Consider the following 19105-nt stretch of genomic DNA (forward strand, 5'->3'; position numbering starts at 1 on the left):
ACCGCGCCCCGCAGCCGGGCTCAATACACGCGGCCGGCTGCCTTCCCGACCTACGCCACCACGCGCGCTCCCCCGACCTTGCCGGCCGGGCTCCGGCGCGGACCCGCCGAGGGGGCCTTCCCGGCATTGGCGCGCGAACCCTTCCCGGAAGGCGCGGCGCCCTTGCCGTCCGCCGCCGCGAGTTTCTCATCGGGCCGATCCAGACCGAGCGCGATGCGCACCTTGGCCTCGATCTCGCCGGCGATGTCGTCGTTTTCTTCCAGGAACTTGCGGGAGTTGTCCTTGCCCTGCCCCAGGCGCAGATCGCCGAAGGAGAACCAGGAACCGGAGCGGGAGACGACTCCCTTGTCCACCCCGAGGTCGATCAGCAGCGACGAGTGGCTGATGCCCAGATCGTAGAGAATGTCGAACTCCGCCTGCCGGAAGGGCGGCGCGCACTTGTTCTTCACCACCTTGACGCGAACCCGGTTGCCCAGGAATTCCTGGCCGTCCTTGATGGCGCCGATGCGCCGGATGTCGAGCCTGAGCGAGGCGTAGAACTTCAGGGCCCGGCCGCCGGAGGTGGTTTCCGGACTTCCGAACATGACCCCCACCTTCTCGCGAATCTGGTTGGTGAAGATCACCGACGTGTGCGAGCGGTTCACCGCCCCCGTCAGCTTGCGCAGGGCCTGGCTCATCAGGCGCGCCTGCAGCCCGACGTGCGAGTCGCCCATCTCGCCTTCGATCTCCGCGCGCGGGACCAGCGCCGCCACCGAGTCGATGACGATGACGTCGATGGCGTTGGAGCGGATCAGCACCTCGGCGATCTCCAGAGCCTGCTCGCCGGTATCGGGCTGCGCCACCAGCAGCTCGTCGATATCGACCCCGAGCTTGCGGGCGTAGCCGATGTCCAGGGCGTGCTCCGCGTCGATGAACGCCGCGATGCCGCCTGCGCGCTGCGCGTTCGCGATCACGTGCAGGCAGAGGGTGGTCTTGCCGCTCGACTCCGGCCCGTACACCTCGCTGATCCGCCCCCGCGGCACGCCGCCGATTCCGGTCGCCGCATCCAGATTCAGCGAACCGGTGGAGATGGATTCGATCTGAATTCGGGATGAGTCCGACCCCATCTTCATGATCGCCCCCCTGCCGTGGGCCCTCTCGATCTGCGTGAGAGCGGTCTTCAGCGCCTTGTCCTTCGAGTTGGTCTGGATCTTGCGGGCCATCGCTGTATGTCTCCGTCGGGTTCGCGTGAACGAAGAGGTGCAATCCAAGATACGAGACCCGAACAGAAAGCGAAAGGGCTCGCGCGGGATGAAACATAACGGGTCCCCTTTGACACCTGGAATGTCAGTTCGGGACGATCTCGGGACCCCGTTGCGGAGCCACCGCGACTGCTGTTCTCTTTTTGCCAGAGGCCGCCCCGACCGGCCCGCGTTGATTGGTGGAAAACACTCGCTGGAGCTGCCAGGAAATGACCACAGGAAAAGCCCTTCTTACGTCCCTGCTCGCCTGCGTGCTCGCGGCGTCACCGGTCGCCGCGCAGGACGTTACCGACCACGCTGACTTCACCCGGATCCTCGAGGACGTCGTCCAGGCGCCGCGGGTGGACTACGCCGCCCTGCAGGACCGCCGGGCGGACCTGGCCGCCTACCTGGATCAGCTCGCGGGTACGGACCTGGCCGCGCTCGAGTCGGCGCCCGACGACGTCCAGCTCGCGTTCTGGATCAACGCGTACAACGCCTGCATGCTGGACCGGGTGTCGTCGAACTATCCGATCCGGAAGAACGCCGGGCTGGTGGGTTCGATCCGCAACGCGTTCGCCGACCGCCCCGACAACTCCGTCTGGCAGATCCGCGACGTCTTCACCGGAGCCTTCTGCGATGTCGCAGGAGCAACCCGCTCCCTCGACGAGATCGAGCACGAGATCATACGGCCGACGTGGGGTGAGCCGCGCATCCACTTCGCGGTCAACTGCGCCGCGCTGAGCTGCCCTCCGCTGGCGGCCGAGGCCTACGTGCCGGAGCGTCTCGACGACCAGCTCGATCGAGCCGTGCGCGGGCTGGTGGAGAATCCCGAACACTTCCTGATCGACCGCTCGGGCGCCGGATCCCTCACCCTGAACCGGGTGCTGGACTGGTACGGCGACGACTTCGGAGGAACAGACGGCCTGCTCGACTTCTTCGCCCGGTACGTGTCCGAGGAAGATGCCGAATACCTCCGGAACCCGGGCCTGGACGTGCGCTTCTTCGAATACGACTGGACGCTGAACGACCTCGACCCGTGACCGGCGCCACCCTGGGGGTGGTGATCCCGACCATCGACGAAGCGGGTCATCTGCCCCGACTGCTGGCCGACCTGGCGGAAGTTCAACTGCCGCTTCGTGTCGTCGTTTCGGACGGCGGTTCCGCCGACGACACCCTCGACCTTGCCCGTGCGGGAGGCGCCGTGTGCGTGTCCGGGCCCCGGGGACGGGCCACCCAGATGAACGCGGGCGCGGGCGCGCTCGACACACCCTGGCTCCTCTTCCTGCACGCCGACTCCCGGCTCCCGTCAGCCTCCCGCTCGGCGCTCGTCTCCGCGCTCCAATCCGACAACGGCCCGGCGGCGGCGTATTTCCCGTTCCGCCTGAGCGGGCGTGGCTGGTTCTGGCGCCTGGTCGAGACCGGACAGCGCGTGCGCGAGCGCCTAACCGGCCTGGTGTACGGCGACCAGGGCCTGCTGGTGCGGCGCGACGCCTTCGAAGCCGTCGGAGGCTACCCCGAACTGCCCCTCATGGAAGATGTCGAGATGGTTCGCCGACTGCGTCGCTCGGGCAGGATCGCGCGCCTGCCCGGGCCTCTGCTGACCAGCCCCAGAACCTACCAGCGCCTCGGAAGATGGAAGGTCTGGCTGCGCAACGGGGCGACCACCTCCCTGTACCTGGCCGGCGTCGCGCCCGAACGCCTGGCGCGTTGGTATCCCGAGCGCGTCCCGGCATCGGAGAATGGGCGCAACCGGTGACGCGCGACATGGAGCGCACCCTGATCGTCTTCGCGAAAGTCCCCCGTCCGGGGCGCGTCAAGACGCGACTGGCCGCCGCCATCGGGGAAGTCGAGGCCGCATCGCTGTACGGCATCATGGCACGCCGGGTGCTGGATGGCGTTCGCGGGGGGCGCTATCGCCTGGTCGTCTACATCGATCCCGCGAATGAACTGGCCGCGGCGCGTGAGTGGCTGGGGGCTGCGAGCGTCGGTTTCAGACCCCAGGAAGGCGGCGATCTGGGCGAGCGTCTGGCCGACGCCTTCCGGCGCGAGTTCCAGCGGGCGCGGCAGGTGTGCGCGATCGGCACCGACGCCCCCGCGGTGGATCGTCGCGTCGTCGAGCGCGCCTTCGCCGAGCTCTCGGCAAACGACCTCGTGCTGGGTCCCGCGCTGGACGGCGGATATTACCTGATCGGCGCGACCGGCTACTGGCCCGACCTCTTCCGCGACGTGCCCTGGAGCACCGAGGGAGTCATGACGGCGACGCTGGCTCGCGCCCGCGCCCTGGAGTTGCGCACGGCCACGCTCGAGCCCTTGCCGGACATCGACACGGTCGAAGACCTGGAACGGGCGAACGCTCCCCCGAGCCCTCAGCCGCGCACCCGCGCCGGCAACTCGTAAGGCTGCCAGCGTCCCGGGGTCACAGGCACGTAGATCATCGGAATCGGGTCTTCGCCGGCCGCGGCGGACTCCGCGAAGAGCGGTACGCCCAGCCACTCGCCGACCCGCGTGATCGTGGTGCAGTTCGGGCTGATCTGTTCGCCCACCTTCTCGTACGGGTAGTCCGCGTGCTCGATCTCGCTGTCGTTGTTGAACCACTCGGCGTCCGCCGCGTAGACGCCGCCCAGCGCATCCAGCGAAATCACTTCCGCGCCTTCGGGCGTGGCCATCACCGTGCCGTTCTCGCCTGTCGCGAGGCACAGGGTCCGCTCCATGCTGAGCTCGATCGGGATCTCGGTGGTGCGCTCGATGACCACCGTATCCGGCGGCGGAGCCGGGAGCTGGATCGGCTCCGGACGCGGCATCAGCCGCGGGCTGCACAGCAGGCCGCTGCCGTTGGGACAGAGCGCCAAGGAGGCCATCACCCCGAAGCGCGAGCTGCGGTATATGGTCGAGGTCTCGACGTGCTGGACCCCGAGCACGTAGGCGCCGGCCCGGATCCCGCCGACGTCCAGCTGCACTCCGGTGTTGAAGTCCCATCCGTCGTATTCCCCCATTAGGTTCAGGAGAACCCCCTGGGCGAGCTGGACATGCAGCGCCGTGGCCGCGAGCCAGCCGTGCGAATAGCGCCTTCCGTACCAGCCGAGATCGCTTCCGCTCCCGCCGAACATCCCCGTTCCGTACCCCAGCCCGAAGGTCAGGTCATGCTCGGGAAGGGCGTCGCTGTCGAGGCCGGCGAGCTGGAAGGACGCCATCACGTAGGGAGAGAACGAGGTCGACATGTCGTCGACCAGGCCTCCCTCGTATGCGTCGTAGAACCGGATGTCGGGGAATCCGAGCCGGGGAGGAATGTGATCGCGCCCGTCTCCGAAGGAAGGACCGCTCACGAAGCGCGTGCCCACCGCCAGCCCGAACCCGGACGATTCGGGTTTCACGACTGCGACCCGGCCGAATGCTCCGACCATGTTCCCACCGTTCTCGGCATCGGCGAAGTTCTGGAAGGAGGCGCCGACTTCGACGCGGTCGAAGAGCCCGACCGCAACCGACGCGTCCTGCAGCCACTGGCTCCACTCGCCCGCGAGACGACCCTTTTCGATCCCTCTCTGCGAGATGAACACGCGCTCGTCCACGCTGATCCCAAACCCCGAATAGGTGCCCGTGATCGCGAGATGCGGGAGCGTGGAAGCGGCGGGGACGTTGAAGAATCCGGAACCGTACCGCAGCGTGCTGCCCATCTTCGTGCTCTGCGCGTCGAGCGGCTGAACCTGAGCAGCCCCGGCCAGCGCCACGAGGAACAGCGCCATCCAACGTCCCCGATTCTCACGTCCTCTCATCATGTCACTCCTTGGGGTTTTACATGCGCCCGGACCCACGCCGGCCCCGTCCGATCATCAACCGGCCACAAACGTCGGAATCGCAAAAAAATTAGCCCCGGCCAATGCCGAAAGCCAGCCAGCGGGAGGCGATTCATGCGTCGCGATTCCCGGTTCCCCCGTCCTCCAGTCCCCGCATCCGCCGACCGATGGAGAACATCCAGCCCAGGAGCAGCAGCCACGCCAGCGCGTAGGCGATGAACACGTACCAGTAGGGCCGCAGCGATTGCTGTGCGAGCACTTCGGTACCCACCTGGGCGACCAGCGGAGCCGAGGACGCCAGCGACGCCGCCAGGGCCGCAAGGAGGACGAGTCGGGGTCGGGGACGTAACATTTGCATGGTCGATTTTCCTTACGTTGCCCGAGGCTGTTCGCGCATTTCGAGGGCGCGCTGGTAGCGCATGTGCTCGAGGCCGTATCTGAGGCAGAAGACGGAGAAGAAGATGAGGGTGAAGGCCAGCAGCCCCGTCATGAGGGTGATCAGCATGTCCCCGTCCAGCGTCGGCCCTTCCTCGACATTGAGCACCACCGGCTGGGGATGGAGCGAGGGAAACCAGAGCACACTCACGTGGACAAGCGGAATCAGCAGCGCCCCCAGCACGCCGACCACCGCCGCCATGCGCTTGCCCGCCTGCCGGTCCTCCGCCGAAGCGCGCACGAGGAAGTAGCCGACGAAGACGAACCACATGAGCAGCGTCAGGGTCAGGCGCGGCTCCCAGGTCCAGGGCGTTCCCCAGGCGTACGCCGCCCAGAGCGGCCCCGAAGTGAGCATGATCGCCCCGAAGACCAGTCCTCCCTCGGCCGCCGACTGCGCGGCCCAGTCCAGCCGCTCGTCGCGCAGCCAGAGATATGCGGCTCCGCACAGCGCCGTGATGCCGAAGGCGAGGAAGGTCACCCAGGCGGAGGGGACGTGCACATAGAAGATCCGCTGCACGATCCCCATGGTGCGCTCCGTCCCCACCCAGAAGAAGACCAGCCAGTGGAGAACCAGTACTCCGGCGACGCCCAGAACCCCCAGAGCCGCCGCCATCCATCGGATCCGCGCGAGTGACATCATTCCTCCACCACGTATCGAAACAGGATCGTTCCCGCCGTCAGCGCCACCACCGTGAAGGCCGCCAGCAGATAGAGGCTGCCCTCGACCTCCTGTACGGGACGCGAAGCGAAGATGCGGCCCGTGGCCGTGACACCGAAGATGACCACAGGAACCAGGAGTGGAAAGATCAGGATGGGAAGAAGGGTCTGTCCCATGTTCGTCTGCGCCGATATGGCGCTGAACAGCGTGGTGACGGCCACGAACCCGAGCGTCGCCACACCCAGCACGCCGGCCAGCAGGAGGGGGTCGTTGCCGTAGTTGAACCCGAAGAACAGCCAGTAGGCCGCCAGCGCGACGACCTCGATCAGGGTCACCAGGATGAAATTGGAGACCACCTTCGCCAGGTATATTCCATCCAGCGGGACCGGGCTGGTGAGCAGGCCCTGGATCGCGCCCTGCTCCCGCTCCATTTCGAAGGTCCTGCCCATGCCCAGCATGCCTCCGAACAGGATCGTCATCCAGATCAGGCCGGCGGCCAGCAGCTGCATCCGCACCAGCCCCTGATCGATCGCGAAACGAAAGAGGACGGCGACCAGGACGGTCAGCGCACCCATCGCCGCGAGCCGTTCCCCGGTGCGCACCTCCAGCAGCAGGTCCTTGCGCACGATCGCCGCCACCTGCCGCAGGTAGACGGTCACGCCCTTCCCTCCACCGCACGCCGATAGGACCGTTCCAGGCCAGCGGCATCCAGATCGGCCCGCTCGGCTTCGAACACGAAGCTGCCGCGAACCTGGATTGCCACGCGGTCGGCCAACTCGAGCCCCCGCCCCAGATTGTGCGTGACCATGACGACCGTGCGGCCCCCGTCCTTCAGCGCCGAAAGCAGCTCCTGCAGCATCGCGCCCGCGTAGGCGTCGAGACCGGTGTAGGGTTCGTCGAGCAGGACGATCCCGGGATCGTGAAGCAGCGCGCGCGCCACCGCCAGCCGCTGCACCGTGCCCCGGGACAGCGTGTCCACCGGGCTGTCGGCGTAACGCTCGAGGCCGACGTCGGCCAGACGGTCCGGCACCCGCGAGTCCAGGTCGCCGAGGCGGTGCAGGCGGCCGTAGAAGAGGAGATTCTCGCGGGCCGTCAGGCGGCCGTACAGAAAGCTCAGGTGCGACAGGATGCCGATCCGGGCGCGCGCCGCCCGGTCTCCGACCGTGAGGGGGATCCCGGACACGCGGACCTCCCCGGACGTCGGGCGGAGCCCTCCGGCGAGCAGCCGCAGGAGTGACGTCTTGCCCGCTCCGTTGGGGCCGAACACCGAGAGAAACTCACCGGCGCCGAGGCGGAAGGAGACGTGATTCACGGCACGCACCGGCCCGTAGTCCCGCACCAGCGACGCGGCCTCGAGGACAGGGAGGCCGGCGCGGGGGGCGGCAGCGGCGGCGGGCATCAGCTCATCAGCCCCGCGCGGCCGGCGCGGCCTCCTCCCCGCGCTCCGACTCAAGGCGTCGGCCGCAGGCCGCGCAGAAGAGCGCCACCTCCGGGTTGGCGCTGCCGCAGCGGTCGCACAGCGTGCCCGCTCTCAGGGCGGCCCGATACGCCGCGATTTCCTGTTCGAGGTCGTCGGCCACGGTGTCCTGCGCGGGCGGAGGGCGGCCCTCTGCCTGCTCCCGGCTCCGCCGCACCTCCTGCAACGCATCCAGTGCCTCGCGCGCCAACTCGTCGCGCAAGCGGCGGTAGTCGCGTTCGTCGATCTTTCCGGTCGCGAAGTCGTACTCGACGTCGCGCAGCGCCACCAGGCTCAGGTGCCTGCGCGCCTCCGCCTCGGTGAACTCCTCGTCCAGGCTCACGAGAGGCGCCTTCTCTCCACTGAACACGGGCTGCACGACGTAGAGGACCACCGCGGCCGCGACCAGAACTGCCCCCAGAACGATCATCATGCGCTATGCGGCGGCGGAGCCAGCGGCAGGAACCGGACGGAACGCCAGCCCGGGTCAGACCTTCGCGAGCCGGGCGCTCGCGGGCGTGGCCTGGACCTTGCGCCGGGCGGGTCCGCCCGCGCCGGGCCAGAGGGCGATCAGCGAACCGAGGGTAATGACCAGTCCGCCGTACCAGATCCAGCCCACCAGGGGCCGCACCAGCACCTGGAAGACCGCGCCCTGGGCCGAAGACTCGTTCAGAACGGCGCCCTCGAAGTCCTCGACCCCCGCGAGGATGACGTACACGTCCTCGAGCGGGGTCGAGCGGATGCCGACCTCCCGGATCGGCTGGTCCGCGGTCGAGTAGATGCGCTGCTCGGCGGTGATGGTGCCGAGCCGGCGGCCGTCCCGGGACACGTCCATGAGCGCCACCCACTGCCACATGTTGGGCGTGCGGGACGACGAAAGGCCCTGGTAGGTCAGCACGTACTCGTGGCCGTAGGGAGAGGCCGCCCGGATCTGGTCGCCGGGCTCGACGCTCCGGTCGATCTCGGTGTGGAACGAGGCTCCCGCGAACCCGGCGAACATGAGCACAATGCCCACGTGCACGATGTAGCCGCCCCAGCGCCGGCGGTTGCGCGCGATCAGGTGCAGGAAGGCCCTGCCCAGCCCCTCGCCTTCGATGCGCGCCCGCGCCCGGGTGCCCTTCCAGAACTCGTTCACCAGAATGGTGAGCACGAAGCCGCAGATCGCGAAGGTCGCGAGGGCGTAGAACCCGCGCATGCCGGCGATCATGAGCCCGGCGACGACGGCTGCCGCCATCAGCAGCGGCGACACGAAGTTGCGCTTCAGGTTCCGGCGCGTCGCCTTCCGCCAGGCGATGACCGGCCCGATCCCGGTCAGCGCCAGCAGCACCAGCCCGATCGGGATGTTGACGCGGTTGAAGAACGCCGGCCCCACGGCCACCTTGGTCCCCGCGAACCCCTCCGAGATCAGCGGAAAGAGCGTGCCCCAGAGCACCGCGAACGCCGACCCCAGCAGGATCAGGTTGTTCATCAGGAAGGCGGATTCGCGCGAAAGGAACGACTCGATGGTGCGTTCCGCGCGCAGATCGTCCTTGCGCCACAGGATGAGGAGCAGGCACGCCATCGTGGCGACGCCCAGAAAGCCGAGGAAGATGTAGGCGATGCGCGTGTTCTGGGCGAAGGAGTGAACCGACTCGATGAGCCCGGAACGCGTCAGGAAGGTCGCGAAGATGGTGAGCAGGAAGGTCAGCGAAACCAGCGACAGGTTCCACATCTTCAGCATTCCCCGGTGCTCCTGGATCATCACGGAGTGGAGGAATGCCGTCGCGGTGAGCCAGGGAAGCAGGGATGCGTTCTCGACCGGATCCCAGAACCAGTATCCGCCCCAGCCCAGCTCCTCGTAGGCCCAGCGCATGCCGAAGATGATGCCGTTGGTCAGGAAGAACCAGCTCAGCAGGGTCCAGCGCCGGGTCACCACCAGCCAGCGCGAGTCGGTCTTGCCGGTGATCAGAGCGGCGACGCCGAAGGCGAAGGGCACCGAGAAGGAGGTGAACCCCAGATAGAGCGTGGGGGGATGAATGGTCATCCAGTAGTTCTGAAGCTGTGGATTCAGCCCTTGCCCGTTGGCGGGCGTGAACGGCAGTCTCTCGAAGGGGTTCACGTCGGCGAAGAGGAGCACGCCGAGGAAGAACGCCGTGATCGTGAGCAGGACGCCCACCACCGAGGGCATGAACTCGCGGTTCCTGCGGCGGTTCTGGAAGACCGCGATGCTCGAGAAGAGCGCGAGCAGCAGCACCCAGAAGACCAGCGATCCCCGCTGGCCCGCCCAGAGCCCGGTCACCTTGAAGTAGGTTTCCAGCTCCCGGCTCGAGTACCCCCACACGTACCGGTACTCGTAGTGCTCTCCGACAAACGCCAGGATGATGCCCAGCGAGGTGAGGCAGAGCAGGAAGAAGACGGCGTAGACCGACCGTTCGGCCGAGAGGACCAGGTCGCCGCGCTTCCGGTGCCCGCCCACGAAGGCGAGCACGATGCCCCAGATCGAAACCGGCAGAGCCACCCAGAGGGCGAACTCCCCGAGCAGGATCATCCGGCCATCTCTTCCGGCATCGCCTCGTAGCGGCTGCCACACTTGGTCAGCACGGTCGTGGCCTCGAAGACCCCGTCGCGCCGGAAGCGTCCTTCGATGACGACTTCGGTCTCGTCGCTGAAGGTGTCTGGGAGGATGTCACGGTACTCCACCCGGAAGCTGGCGTCGTCGCGCGCCAGGTCCACCACCGAGAAGTAGTGCTCGAATGCGCCCTCGGCCTGATAGCTCCCCTTGACCACCCGGCCGCTCACCTTCACGCCGATGTCGTGGAAGGTGTCGTCCTCGGCCACCTTCGCCATGAGTTCGACCGGGGTCAGGTAGTAGACCATCGCCTTGTCGAACCCCGTCCAGATGAGGAACGTCACGACCATCGCGACGCCGACCAGACCGATATAGAAGCGGCTGTTCTTCATTCGCTGCGCCCCTTGTTTCCCGTTGTCCCGCACCTGGCCCGGCGGCCTCAGGTCCGGTCTTCCCAGCGTTCTCAATATATAGGATGGAGGCGCGGTTTCTCAAACCTGACCGGGTGGGTCTCCCTCGCGGGCCCAGCTGCGTGCAGCCGCAACCGCCCTCTCCCACCCGGCGACGAGCGCGTCGCGTTCCTCGGAGCCCATCCCGGGCGAGTAGATCTCGGGATCTCCGGAGGACTCCGCAAACGCCTCGCCGTCCGGCCAGATCCCGGCTGCGATTCCCGCCAGCCCGGCGGCTCCCAGCGCGGTGGTCTCCACCCGGGGGGCGCGGCGCACGGGCACGCCCAGCACGTCCGCCTGGAACTGCATCAGCCAGCGGTTGCGGGCGGCCCCGCCGTCGGCACGCAGTTCCCCGGTGGCCAGCCCGGCGTCCTCTTCCATGGCGCGGATGACGTCGGCCGTGCCGTACGCCATCGACTCGAGCGCCGCGCGCGCCAGGTGCGACGCGGTCGTGCCGCGCGTAATGCCCACCACCGTGCCGCGCGCCTCGGGGATCCAGTGGGGCGCGCCCAGCCCCACGAACGCGGGCACGAAGTAGACTCCGGCGTTGTCCGCCACCTCGCGGGCGCGCTCCTCCGATTCGGCGGCGTGGTCGAGGATGCCCAGGCCGTCGCGCAGCCACTGCACGGACGCGCCCGCCGAGAAGATCGAGCCCTCCAGGGCGTACGCCGGGCCGCCGCGCGCGTCGCAGGCCAGCGTGGTGAGAAGCCCGTTCTCCGAGGTCACCACCTCCTGGCCGGTATGCAGCAGCAGGAACGCCCCGGTGCCGTACGTCACCTTGGCCCGGCCCGCCCGGACGCAGCCCTGTCCGAAGAGGGCGGCCTGCTGGTCCCCGACCACGCCCGCAACCGGAACCTCCCTCCCCAGGTGCTCGCCGCGCGCGATCCCGAAGTCGCCCGAGCTGGAGCGCACCTCGGGCAGGATGCCCGCCGGGACCTCGAGCAGATCGGCGAGCGACGGGTCCCAGGCCTTGCGGTGCAGGTCGTAGAGGAGGGTGCGCGAGGCGTTGGTGTGGTCGGTGGCGTGCACCGAACCGCCCGTCAGGCGGGCCACCAGCCAGGCGTCGATGGTACCCGCAGCCAGGTCGCCGGCTTCCGCCGCCGCGCGCAGCTCCGGGCGCTCGCGGAAGAGCCAGGTCAGCTTGGTTCCCGAGAAGTAGGGATCCAGAACCAGCCCCGTCCGCCGGCGCACCTCGGACTCGTGGCCGCCGCGGCGCAGTTCCGCGCAGATCGACGCCGTGCGGCGGTCCTGCCAGACGATGGCCCGGCACACCGGCTCCAGCGAGGCGCGGTCCCACAGCACCACCGTCTCGCGCTGGTTCGCGATGCCGATGGCCTCGAGCCGCACCTGTCCCCCGGCGTCGTCCAGCGCCGCGCGCGCGACCCCCCGGGTCACCCGCCAGATCTCCTCGGCGTCGTGCTCGACCCGGCCCGGCCGGGGAAAGTGCTGGGTGAACTCCGAGTAGCCGCGTCCCAGAATCCGTCCGTCGCCCGCCACCACCAAGGCGGTGGAGCCGGTCGTGCCCTGGTCGAGGGCGAGCACTGCGGGTTGCCTGCTCACGGCTGCACTCCGGTTCCCGGTCTCACGCCCCCTGCGGATGCCGTTGCCCTGTCTCCAAACCCGTAGGGGATGCCGGCGGCGCCCAGCAGGCCCACGAGCAGCGGCACGGGCAGCCCCACCACCGTGAAGTAGTCGCCCTCCAGCGACTCCACCAGCACCGCGCCGGCGCCCTGTATGGCATAGGACCCCGCCTTGTCCATCGGTTCCCCGGTGGCTACGTAGGCCCGAGCCTCCTCCTCGCCGAAGGACCGCAGCCACACCGTGGTTCGGGAGACGCCGGCGTGCACGCAACCGTCGGGCTCCGCCAGCGCCAGCGCGCTGACCACCTCGTGGGCCCGGCCCGCCAGGCTCAGCAGCATCGCGACCGCGTCATCGGCGTCCCTTGGCTTTCCCAGGATGGTCCCGTCCCGCACCACCACCGTGTCGCCTCCCAGCACGAGTCTCCCCGGCCGGCGCGCCGCCACGGCCCGCGCCTTGCCCTCGGCCAGACGCCGGGTATGGGCGACGGGATCCTCCCCTGGGAGAACCTCCTCCGGGATGTCCGCAGGATCGACCTCGAAGGCGATGCCCAGCATGGAGAGCAGGTCCGCCCGCCGGGGCGACCGGGACGCGAGCACGAGGCCGGGGGGCCGCCCATCCGCCGGCCCGCCGGTCATCGTTCCAGCACCAGCGTGACGGGGCCATCGTTTACGAGTTCCACATCCATCATGGCGCCGAACACGCCGGTCTCGACCCGGCCCGGAGCCTTCTCCCGCAGGAGCGCAACGAAGTCCTCGTAGAGGGGCACGGCCACATCGGGCCCCGCGGCCCGTATGAAGCTCGGCCGGCGTCCCTTGCGGGTATCGCCGTACAGCGTGAACTGGCTCACGACCAGAACGTCGCCGGAGACATCCCGGAGCGACAGGTTCATCCTGCCCTGCGCATCGTTGAAGACGCGCAGCCCCAGCACCTTGTTCGCCATCCACTCGAGGGCGTCCGCGCGATCCTCGCGGGTAAACCCGACGAGCAGCAGGAGCCCGCCGCCGATGCGGCCCACCACCGACCCGTCGACGGTCACCGAGGCGCGCGCCACGCGCTGGAGGACGATCCTCATCCCGCGCCTCCCGCATCAGCCGCCCCGGACGGTGTGGCCCCCTGTCCCCGTGCCCGGACCATCACTCGACCGTGACCGACTTGGCCAGGTTGCGGGGCTGGTCCACGTCGCAGCCCCGCAGGACGGCGATGTGGTAGGCGAGCAGTTGAAGCGGCACCGTCGTGAGCACGGGGCGCAGGAAGGGCAGCGTGTCCGGCACCCGGATGACGTGATCCACCTTGTCCTCGAGCTCCGAGTTGCCCTCGCTGACGACGGCGATCACGCGCGCGCTCCTCGCCTTTACTTCCTCGATGTTGGAGACGACCTTCGGGTAGACGGGGTCGCTCGGAGCCAAGATCACGACCGGCATGGCCTCGTCGATCAGCGCGATCGGCCCATGCTTCATCTCGGCCGCGGGATAGCCTTCGGCGTGGATGTAGCTCACTTCCTTGAGCTTGAGCGCCCCCTCCAGCGCCACCGGAAACTGGTAGCCGCGGCCCAGATAGAGGAAGTTGGGCGCGTCCTTGTAGGTGCGCGCCAGCTCCAGAATGGAATCGTTCAACTTCAGGACCTCCTCCACCTGTCCCGGAAGGGCCTGCATGGCCTGGACGACGCGGCGCCCGCCCAGCAGCGAGATCTGCCGGTGCCGTCCCATCCACAGGGCAAACAGCGCAAGCACCATGAGCTGGCTGGTGAAGGCCTTGGTGGACGCCACCCCCACCTCGGGTCCGGCGTGCAGGTGGCAGCCGAAGGCGGTCTCGCGCGCGATGGACGAGCCCACCACGTTGACGATGCCCATGGTGCGGGCTCCCCTGCGGCGAGCCTCGCGCAACGCGGCCAGCGTGTCGGCGGTCTCTCCGGACTGGCTGATCGCGACCACCAGGGTGCGCTCGTCCAGAACCGGGTTCTTGTAGCGGAACTCCGACGCGTACTCGACTTCGACGGGTATGCGCGCGAGATCCTCGAGCATGTACTCGCCGATCAGCGCGGCGTGCCAACTGGTTCCGCACGCCGTCATCACCACGCGATCCAGCGAGAGCAACTCCTCCCGGTGCCGCTCGATCCCGCCCAGGCGAGCCATTCCGTCGGCCTCCAGCAGCCGCCCCCGAAGCACGTCGCGCAGACTGCGCGGCTGCTCGAAGATCTCCTTCAGCATGAAGTGCTCGAAGCCGCCGCGCTCGATGGCGGACAGGTCCCACGTCACCTGATGCACGGAGCGGCGCACCGTCCCCCGTCCCATATGGTAGATCCGGTAGCCGGTGCGCTCGAGCTTTGCGTAGTCCCCGTCCGCGAGGTAGACGACGTCGCGCGTCTGGGCCACCACGGCGGCCGCGTCGGAGCCCACCAGGTACTGGCCCGAAGCTCCCACGCCGAGCAGGAGCGGGCTCCCCTGGCGCGCCGCGACCAGCTTGTCCGGCTCGTGCGCGGAGATCGCCGCGATGCCGTAGGTGCCCTCGACCCGTTCCAGCGCAAGCGCCAGGGCTTCCTCCAGCGGAGATCCCTCTCTGAGGAAGAAGTCGACCAGGTGCACCACGACTTCGGTGTCGGTATCGCTCCGGAAGCGGTACCCTCGCGCCTCTAGCCGTCGCCTGAGCAGGCCTGCGTTTTCGATGATGCCGTTGTGGACGAGCGCCACGCCACCGTCCTGACTGACATGAGGATGGGCGTTGCGCTCGGTCGGGGCCCCGTGGGTGGCCCAGCGCGTATGGGCGATGCCGCAGCTCCCCCCCAGCGTGTCGCGGCCGATGGCCGCTTCCACCTGCCCCAGCTTGCCAGCCCGCTTCACCACGCTCAGCCGGGCGTCACCGTTGATCACTGCGAGACCGGCCGAGTCGTATCCGCGGTACTCGAGGCGGCGGAGGCCTTCGAGCAGCACGGGGGTCGCGTCACCGGGACCCACGTATCCCACTATGCCACACATTTCCTTGTCGATGATGGTGTCGTTCGGAAGCCCCTGCGGCCGCCAGCCAGCCTCCCCGCGGGTGTCACCGGGAAGCTACCGCGCGCGCATCCCGGTGGGAACGCGCCAGCCGGGAAAGCTCGCCGCGCGCCTCCTCCACGAGCGCCCTCGCCCGCGGCCCCGCCCGCGCTTCCGCGATCAGCCGCACCACCGGCTCCGTTCCGGAGGGCCGCACGTGCAGCCACTCGCGGCGGTCCGGCCAGGTGAGCCGCAGCCCGTCGGTGCGGTCCCGGTCGGCGCCGGGCCAGCGTTGCCGCAGGCGGGCGTACGCGGCCTCCAGCGCCTCCCTGGGAAAGGCGACCTTGTGCTTCACGATGCGGTAGGCCGGATAGCGGGCGATGGCGGCGGCCAGCGAGAGCCGTTCGTCGCGCAGATGCTGAAGCACGAGCGCGGCGCCGACCAGCGCATCCCGCGTGTGGTGCAGCGCGGGCACGACCACGCCGCCGTTCCCTTCCCCGCCCACCACGGCTCCCTCCGCCAGCATGCGGCGCACAACGTTGATCTCGCCCACGGGCGCGCGCAGTGTCTTCGCCCCGGCCGCGGCCGCGGCATCCTCGACCACCTGGCTGGTGGAGAGGTTGGTCACCACGAGGCCCGGACGCCGACGGGTCACGGCCGCGGCCGCCAGAGCCAGGGTGAAGTCCTCGCCCACGGGGGCACCGGTCTCGTCCACCAGGGACAGGCGGTCAACGTCGGGGTCCACCGCCATCCCCAGGTCGGCGCCGGTGTCCCGCACGAGCGCGCCCAGAGCCCCCAGGTTCTCCGCCGTGGGCTCGGGATCGCGCGGAAAGCGCCCGTCCATCTCCAACCCGATGCCGTGCACCCGGCACCCCAGCCGCTCCAGCAGCTCCGGCATGACCGCACCCCCCGCCCCGTGAACGCAGTCGAGCGCCACGGAGAAACCCCGTGCGCGCAACGCGGCAACCTCCACGAAGGGCAGGTCCAGCACCGCCTGCAGATGCCGCTCCGCCGCCCCCTCGTCCCGCGTCACCTCACCGACCCGATCCCACGGCGCGCGCGGAATCTCCTCCGCGAGCAGCTCGCGAAATCGGGCCATCCCGGGTGCGTCCAAGAACACTCCCTCGGCGGTAGCGAACTTGAGGGCGTTCCACTCCGCCCGGTTGTGGCTTGCCGTGACCGCGATCCCGCCTGCCGCCCCGGCGTCGCGAACCGCCATCATGAGCGTCGGGGTGGGGACGATGCCGATGTCGACCACGTCGCACCCCACCGACGCCAGTCCGGCTCCGGCGGCCGCCGCGAGCATGGGCCCGGAAGTCCGCGAGTCGCGTCCCAGCATCACGGAACGCTCGCCGCCCTCGGTGCGCAGGAATGCGCCGTACGCCGCGGCAAGCGCCGTGACCAGTTCGGGCGTGAGCGGATCTCCCGCCCGGCCCCGGAAACCCGAGACGCTCACCATGAGATCGGGCGGAAGAACGATTGGCATGGCTGGCGAACCTCCCCGGTGGGCGGCGGGACTCGCCCGGCGCCTCGCCGCTCCCGGTGCTCGGGCGGATTCATGCACGGACTGCTACATTCGGGCCTGTGACCGCTGTCCAGAACCCCTTCGGACGCATTCGGGATCCATGACCCAACCCTTTGCAGGGACGCAATCGCCCGAACCTCGGCTCGCGACGCTCGCGATTCACGGGGGACAGGCGCCCGAGCCGCTCACCGGCTCCATAATGCCCCCGATCTTCCAGACCTCGACCTATGTACAGCCGGGACTGGACCAGGGATGGCCCTGGGAGTACGCCCGTGTCCAGAACCCTACCCGCGAAGCCCTCGAACGCAACGTCGCGGCTCTGGAAGGGGGGTCCCACGGCATCGCCTTCGCGAGCGGGATGGCCGCCATCGACTGTGTGGCCCGCCTGCTGTCGGCCGGCGACCACGTGGTCTGCGAGGAGAACACCTACGGCGGGACGACGCGGCTGGCCACGCAGGTGCTGAACCGGGCCGGCCTCTCCTTCTCCTTCGTGGACTCGCGCGATCCGCAGCGGATCCGCGACGCGCTCCGGCCGAACACGCGGCTGGTCCTGCTCGAGACCCCCACCAACCCCATGATGCGCCTGTGCGACCTGCGCGCGGCCGCCGACGCGACCCGCGACGCCGGGGTTCTCCTGTGTGTCGACAACACCTTCGCGACGCCCGTCAACCAGCGCCCGCACGAGACGGGCGCGGACATCGTGATGCACTCGACCACCAAGTACCTCAACGGCCACAGCGACATCATCGGCGGCGTTCTCACGGTGCGCGACCCCGACCTGGACGAACGGCTGCGCTTCCTGCGCAAGTCGACCGGCGCGGTGCCCGGCCCCATGGACTGCTGGCTCTGTCTGCGCGGCACAAAGACCCTCCATGTGCGCATGCGCGAACACAACGCCAACGGGCTGGCGGTGGCGCGCTTCCTGGAGGCTCATCCGACCGTTGAAGAGGTGCACTATCCGGGCCTTTCCTCCCATCCGCAGCACGAACTGGCCGCGCGCCAGATGACCGGGTTCAGCGGCATGGTGTCCGTCACCCTGCCGACCGAAGACGCGGTGCGGCGGCTGGTGGAGGGCACGCGCATTTTTGCACTTGCGGAAAGCCTGGGAGGTGTGGAGTCGCTCATCTCGGTGCCCGCGCTCATGACTCACGCGTCGGTACCGCGCGAGCGCAGGGAGGAGATGGGGGTAAGCGGCCGCGTGGTGCGGCTGTCGGTGGGAATCGAGGACCCGCAAGACCTGCTCGAAGATCTCGGCCGGGCCCTTGGGCGCGGACCTGGCGGGTGATGGCCTTCCGGAAATACGGCGGAATACGTGCCGAAACCTCGGTTCAGGGCAGGGCGTACGAGAACCGACCACGGCGGGGGGTAGCCCGGCGCGGTCAACACGAATACGAGGACGCCGGCAGGCGTCCGCCAAAGGAGAATCACCATGGACGGTTCTGACGCAGACCGTGCAGGCGGCGCGGCCGAGAACGCCAATGGAAACGGGGGCGCGCCCCACGCAAACGCGCGCCGCATCCTCACCAGCATCTCGTCGCGCTCGTGGGAACATCCCGCGGATCGCGCGGCGCTGGCGGCGCTGCGCAAGCTCCCCGTCTTCGACGAAGTCCTGAAAACCCTCTTCGGCTTCTTCGGCGAGAAGCCCATCCGGCTCGCGTTCCAGGCGAACGCCCTGCGGGTGAGCGAGCGCCAGTACGGGCACATCTACGAGCGTTATCGCGATATCGTGGAGACGCTGGACACCGAGGAGTACCCCCTCTACGTCTCCCAGACGCCCATCGCCAATGCCGGCGCCTACGGCATGGACCAGCCCTTCATCATCCTCAACTCGGGGACGGTCCTGATCCTGAACGATGACGAGCTGTCGTTCATACTGGGCCATGAAGTGGGCCACATCATGAGCGGCCACGTGCTCTACCGCACAATGATGGTGCTGTTGATCCAGCTTGCCAGCCTCGGGTTCCCGATCGTCGGACTCGCCGCACGGGCCGTGCTCATGGGGCTGCTGGAGTGGTCCCGCAAGAGCGAGCTCTCCTCGGACCGCGCCGGACTGGTCTCCATCCAGGACGCGGATGTAGCCATGACCGCCATGATGAAGATGGCGGGCGGCGGCACCTCTTCGGACCTCGATCTCGGCGAGTTCGTGCGTCAGGCCGAGGACTACCGCGAGGGCGGAGATGTGGCCGACCACGTCTTCAAGGTGCTCAACCTGCTCGGCGTCACCCATCCGTTCTGGGTCCTGCGGCTTTCCGAGATACGGAGCTGGATCGAGAGCGGCGAGTACGACCGTATCGTGGCGGGAGAGTACCCTCGCCGCGACGACCCCGACCCGTCCTACCGCGACGACATTTCCTCGGCGGCCGACGCCTACGCGGAGGAGGCCCGCAGCTTCATCGGATCCATGCGCGGAGCGGCCCGCAGGATGGGCGACTCGATACGGGACAACATCCGCAGATAGCCCCGGGATCAC

19 protein-coding genes are annotated in these 19105 nt (G+C 68.8%); 5 read left to right on the forward strand and 14 right to left on the reverse strand.

The window, feature by feature from the left end:
* Positions 1-50 precede the first annotated feature (50 nt).
* Entirely contained in the window at positions 51-1202 is a 1152-nt protein-coding gene (gene recA, locus OXU32_16055) for a recombinase RecA (protein MDE0075469.1), read from the reverse strand.
* Between the two features lie 248 nt (positions 1203-1450).
* Here recA and OXU32_16060 point away from each other — a divergent pair, with 248 nt between their 5' ends.
* Genes OXU32_16060 through OXU32_16070 form a run of 3 tightly spaced genes read left to right on the forward strand, consistent with a single transcriptional unit; the run spans position 1451 to position 3620 of the window.
* Positions 1451-2263, forward strand: coding sequence for a DUF547 domain-containing protein (locus tag OXU32_16060; GenBank protein ID MDE0075470.1), 813 nt, complete (start codon positions 1451-1453; stop codon positions 2261-2263).
* A complete protein-coding gene (locus tag OXU32_16065) occupies positions 2260-2979 on the forward strand; it encodes a TIGR04283 family arsenosugar biosynthesis glycosyltransferase (GenBank protein ID MDE0075471.1) in 720 nt (239 codons plus the stop codon). Before OXU32_16060 ends, OXU32_16065 begins: the two co-directional genes overlap by 4 nt.
* Entirely contained in the window at positions 2976-3620 is a 645-nt protein-coding gene (locus OXU32_16070) for a TIGR04282 family arsenosugar biosynthesis glycosyltransferase (GenBank protein ID MDE0075472.1), read from the forward strand. The genes OXU32_16065 and OXU32_16070 overlap by 4 nt, the downstream gene beginning before the upstream one ends.
* On the opposite strand, the gene OXU32_16075 is transcribed toward OXU32_16070, so the two are convergent.
* The 13 genes from OXU32_16075 to glmM form a co-directional block, all read right to left on the reverse strand.
* Positions 3590-4996, reverse strand: coding sequence for a hypothetical protein (locus OXU32_16075; protein MDE0075473.1), 1407 nt, complete (start codon positions 4994-4996; stop codon positions 3590-3592). The two genes, OXU32_16070 and OXU32_16075, sit on opposite strands and share 31 nt — an antisense overlap.
* Before the next feature lie 130 nt (positions 4997-5126).
* On the reverse strand, positions 5127-5366 hold the full coding sequence (locus OXU32_16080; GenBank protein MDE0075474.1) for a CcmD family protein: 240 nt from the start codon (positions 5364-5366) through the stop codon (positions 5127-5129).
* A gap of 18 nt (positions 5367-5384) precedes the next feature.
* Positions 5385-6062 (reverse strand): cytochrome c biogenesis protein CcsA, encoded by a 678-nt coding sequence (ccsA, locus tag OXU32_16085; GenBank protein ID MDE0075475.1) that lies wholly within the window; start codon positions 6060-6062, stop codon positions 5385-5387.
* A gap of 23 nt (positions 6063-6085) precedes the next feature.
* Positions 6086-6766, reverse strand: a complete 681-nt coding sequence (locus OXU32_16090; GenBank protein MDE0075476.1) for a heme exporter protein CcmB — start codon at positions 6764-6766, stop codon at positions 6086-6088.
* Positions 6763-7506, reverse strand: coding sequence for a heme ABC exporter ATP-binding protein CcmA (gene ccmA / locus OXU32_16095; protein ID MDE0075477.1), 744 nt, complete (start codon positions 7504-7506; stop codon positions 6763-6765). Before ccmA ends, OXU32_16090 begins: the two co-directional genes overlap by 4 nt.
* Before the next feature lie 7 nt (positions 7507-7513).
* Positions 7514-7996 (reverse strand): zinc ribbon domain-containing protein, encoded by a 483-nt coding sequence (locus OXU32_16100; protein MDE0075478.1) that lies wholly within the window; start codon positions 7994-7996, stop codon positions 7514-7516.
* Between the two features lie 54 nt (positions 7997-8050).
* Positions 8051-10090 (reverse strand): heme lyase CcmF/NrfE family subunit, encoded by a 2040-nt coding sequence (locus OXU32_16105; GenBank protein ID MDE0075479.1) that lies wholly within the window; start codon positions 10088-10090, stop codon positions 8051-8053.
* Entirely contained in the window at positions 10087-10503 is a 417-nt protein-coding gene (locus OXU32_16110) for a cytochrome c maturation protein CcmE (protein ID MDE0075480.1), read from the reverse strand. The genes OXU32_16105 and OXU32_16110 overlap by 4 nt, the downstream gene beginning before the upstream one ends.
* 99 nt (positions 10504-10602) lie before the next feature.
* Positions 10603-12120, reverse strand: coding sequence for a glycerol kinase GlpK (gene glpK, locus OXU32_16115; protein MDE0075481.1), 1518 nt, complete (start codon positions 12118-12120; stop codon positions 10603-10605).
* A complete protein-coding gene (locus OXU32_16120) occupies positions 12117-12776 on the reverse strand; it encodes a Maf family protein (protein MDE0075482.1) in 660 nt (219 codons plus the stop codon). Before OXU32_16120 ends, glpK begins: the two co-directional genes overlap by 4 nt.
* Positions 12773-13213: a D-aminoacyl-tRNA deacylase gene (gene dtd / locus OXU32_16125; GenBank protein ID MDE0075483.1), complete on the reverse strand. Its 441-nt coding sequence runs from the start codon at positions 13211-13213 to the stop codon at positions 12773-12775. Before dtd ends, OXU32_16120 begins: the two co-directional genes overlap by 4 nt.
* 61 nt (positions 13214-13274) lie before the next feature.
* Positions 13275-15113: a glutamine--fructose-6-phosphate transaminase (isomerizing) gene (gene glmS, locus OXU32_16130; protein ID MDE0075484.1), complete on the reverse strand. Its 1839-nt coding sequence runs from the start codon at positions 15111-15113 to the stop codon at positions 13275-13277.
* A gap of 64 nt (positions 15114-15177) precedes the next feature.
* Positions 15178-16596, reverse strand: a complete 1419-nt coding sequence (glmM, locus tag OXU32_16135) for a phosphoglucosamine mutase (protein MDE0075485.1) — start codon at positions 16594-16596, stop codon at positions 15178-15180.
* 139 nt (positions 16597-16735) lie between these two features.
* On the opposite strand from glmM, the gene OXU32_16140 reads away from it, so the two are divergent.
* Both OXU32_16140 and OXU32_16145 read left to right on the forward strand, forming a co-directional pair.
* Positions 16736-17920: a PLP-dependent aspartate aminotransferase family protein gene (locus tag OXU32_16140; protein MDE0075486.1), complete on the forward strand. Its 1185-nt coding sequence runs from the start codon at positions 16736-16738 to the stop codon at positions 17918-17920.
* A gap of 144 nt (positions 17921-18064) precedes the next feature.
* The gene (locus tag OXU32_16145; GenBank protein MDE0075487.1) at positions 18065-19093 is read left to right on the forward strand and encodes a M48 family metallopeptidase; all 1029 of its coding nucleotides are present in this window, start codon (positions 18065-18067) and stop codon (positions 19091-19093) included.
* Positions 19094-19105 lie beyond the last annotated feature (12 nt).

It is taken from the genome of Gammaproteobacteria bacterium, assembly GCA_028819075.1.
In the GTDB taxonomy this organism is placed as follows: domain Bacteria; phylum Gemmatimonadota; class Gemmatimonadetes; order Longimicrobiales; family Gaopeijiaceae; genus BD2-11.

Coding starts and splice junctions, on each gene's coding strand:
- glmS (MDE0075484.1), bottom strand. CDS start 15,113: ATGTGTGGCATAGTGGGATACGTGGGTCCCGGTGACGCGACCCCCGTG.
- glmM (MDE0075485.1), bottom strand. CDS start 16,596: ATGCCAATCGTTCTTCCGCCCGATCTCATGGTGAGCGTCTCGGGTTTC.
- OXU32_16120 (MDE0075482.1), bottom strand. CDS start 12,776: ATGACCGGCGGGCCGGCGGATGGGCGGCCCCCCGGCCTCGTGCTCGCG.
- ccsA (MDE0075475.1), bottom strand. CDS start 6,062: ATGGCGGCGGCTCTGGGGGTTCTGGGCGTCGCCGGAGTACTGGTTCTC.
- OXU32_16105 (MDE0075479.1), bottom strand. CDS start 10,090: ATGATCCTGCTCGGGGAGTTCGCCCTCTGGGTGGCTCTGCCGGTTTCG.
- ccmA (MDE0075477.1), bottom strand. CDS start 7,506: ATGCCCGCCGCCGCTGCCGCCCCCCGCGCCGGCCTCCCTGTCCTCGAG.
- OXU32_16110 (MDE0075480.1), bottom strand. CDS start 10,503: ATGAAGAACAGCCGCTTCTATATCGGTCTGGTCGGCGTCGCGATGGTC.
- OXU32_16140 (MDE0075486.1), top strand. CDS start 16,736: ATGACCCAACCCTTTGCAGGGACGCAATCGCCCGAACCTCGGCTCGCG.
- OXU32_16060 (MDE0075470.1), top strand. CDS start 1,451: ATGACCACAGGAAAAGCCCTTCTTACGTCCCTGCTCGCCTGCGTGCTC.
- recA (MDE0075469.1), bottom strand. CDS start 1,202: ATGGCCCGCAAGATCCAGACCAACTCGAAGGACAAGGCGCTGAAGACC.
- dtd (MDE0075483.1), bottom strand. CDS start 13,213: ATGAGGATCGTCCTCCAGCGCGTGGCGCGCGCCTCGGTGACCGTCGAC.
- OXU32_16100 (MDE0075478.1), bottom strand. CDS start 7,996: ATGATGATCGTTCTGGGGGCAGTTCTGGTCGCGGCCGCGGTGGTCCTC.
- OXU32_16075 (MDE0075473.1), bottom strand. CDS start 4,996: ATGATGAGAGGACGTGAGAATCGGGGACGTTGGATGGCGCTGTTCCTC.
- OXU32_16145 (MDE0075487.1), top strand. CDS start 18,065: ATGGACGGTTCTGACGCAGACCGTGCAGGCGGCGCGGCCGAGAACGCC.
- OXU32_16080 (MDE0075474.1), bottom strand. CDS start 5,366: ATGTTACGTCCCCGACCCCGACTCGTCCTCCTTGCGGCCCTGGCGGCG.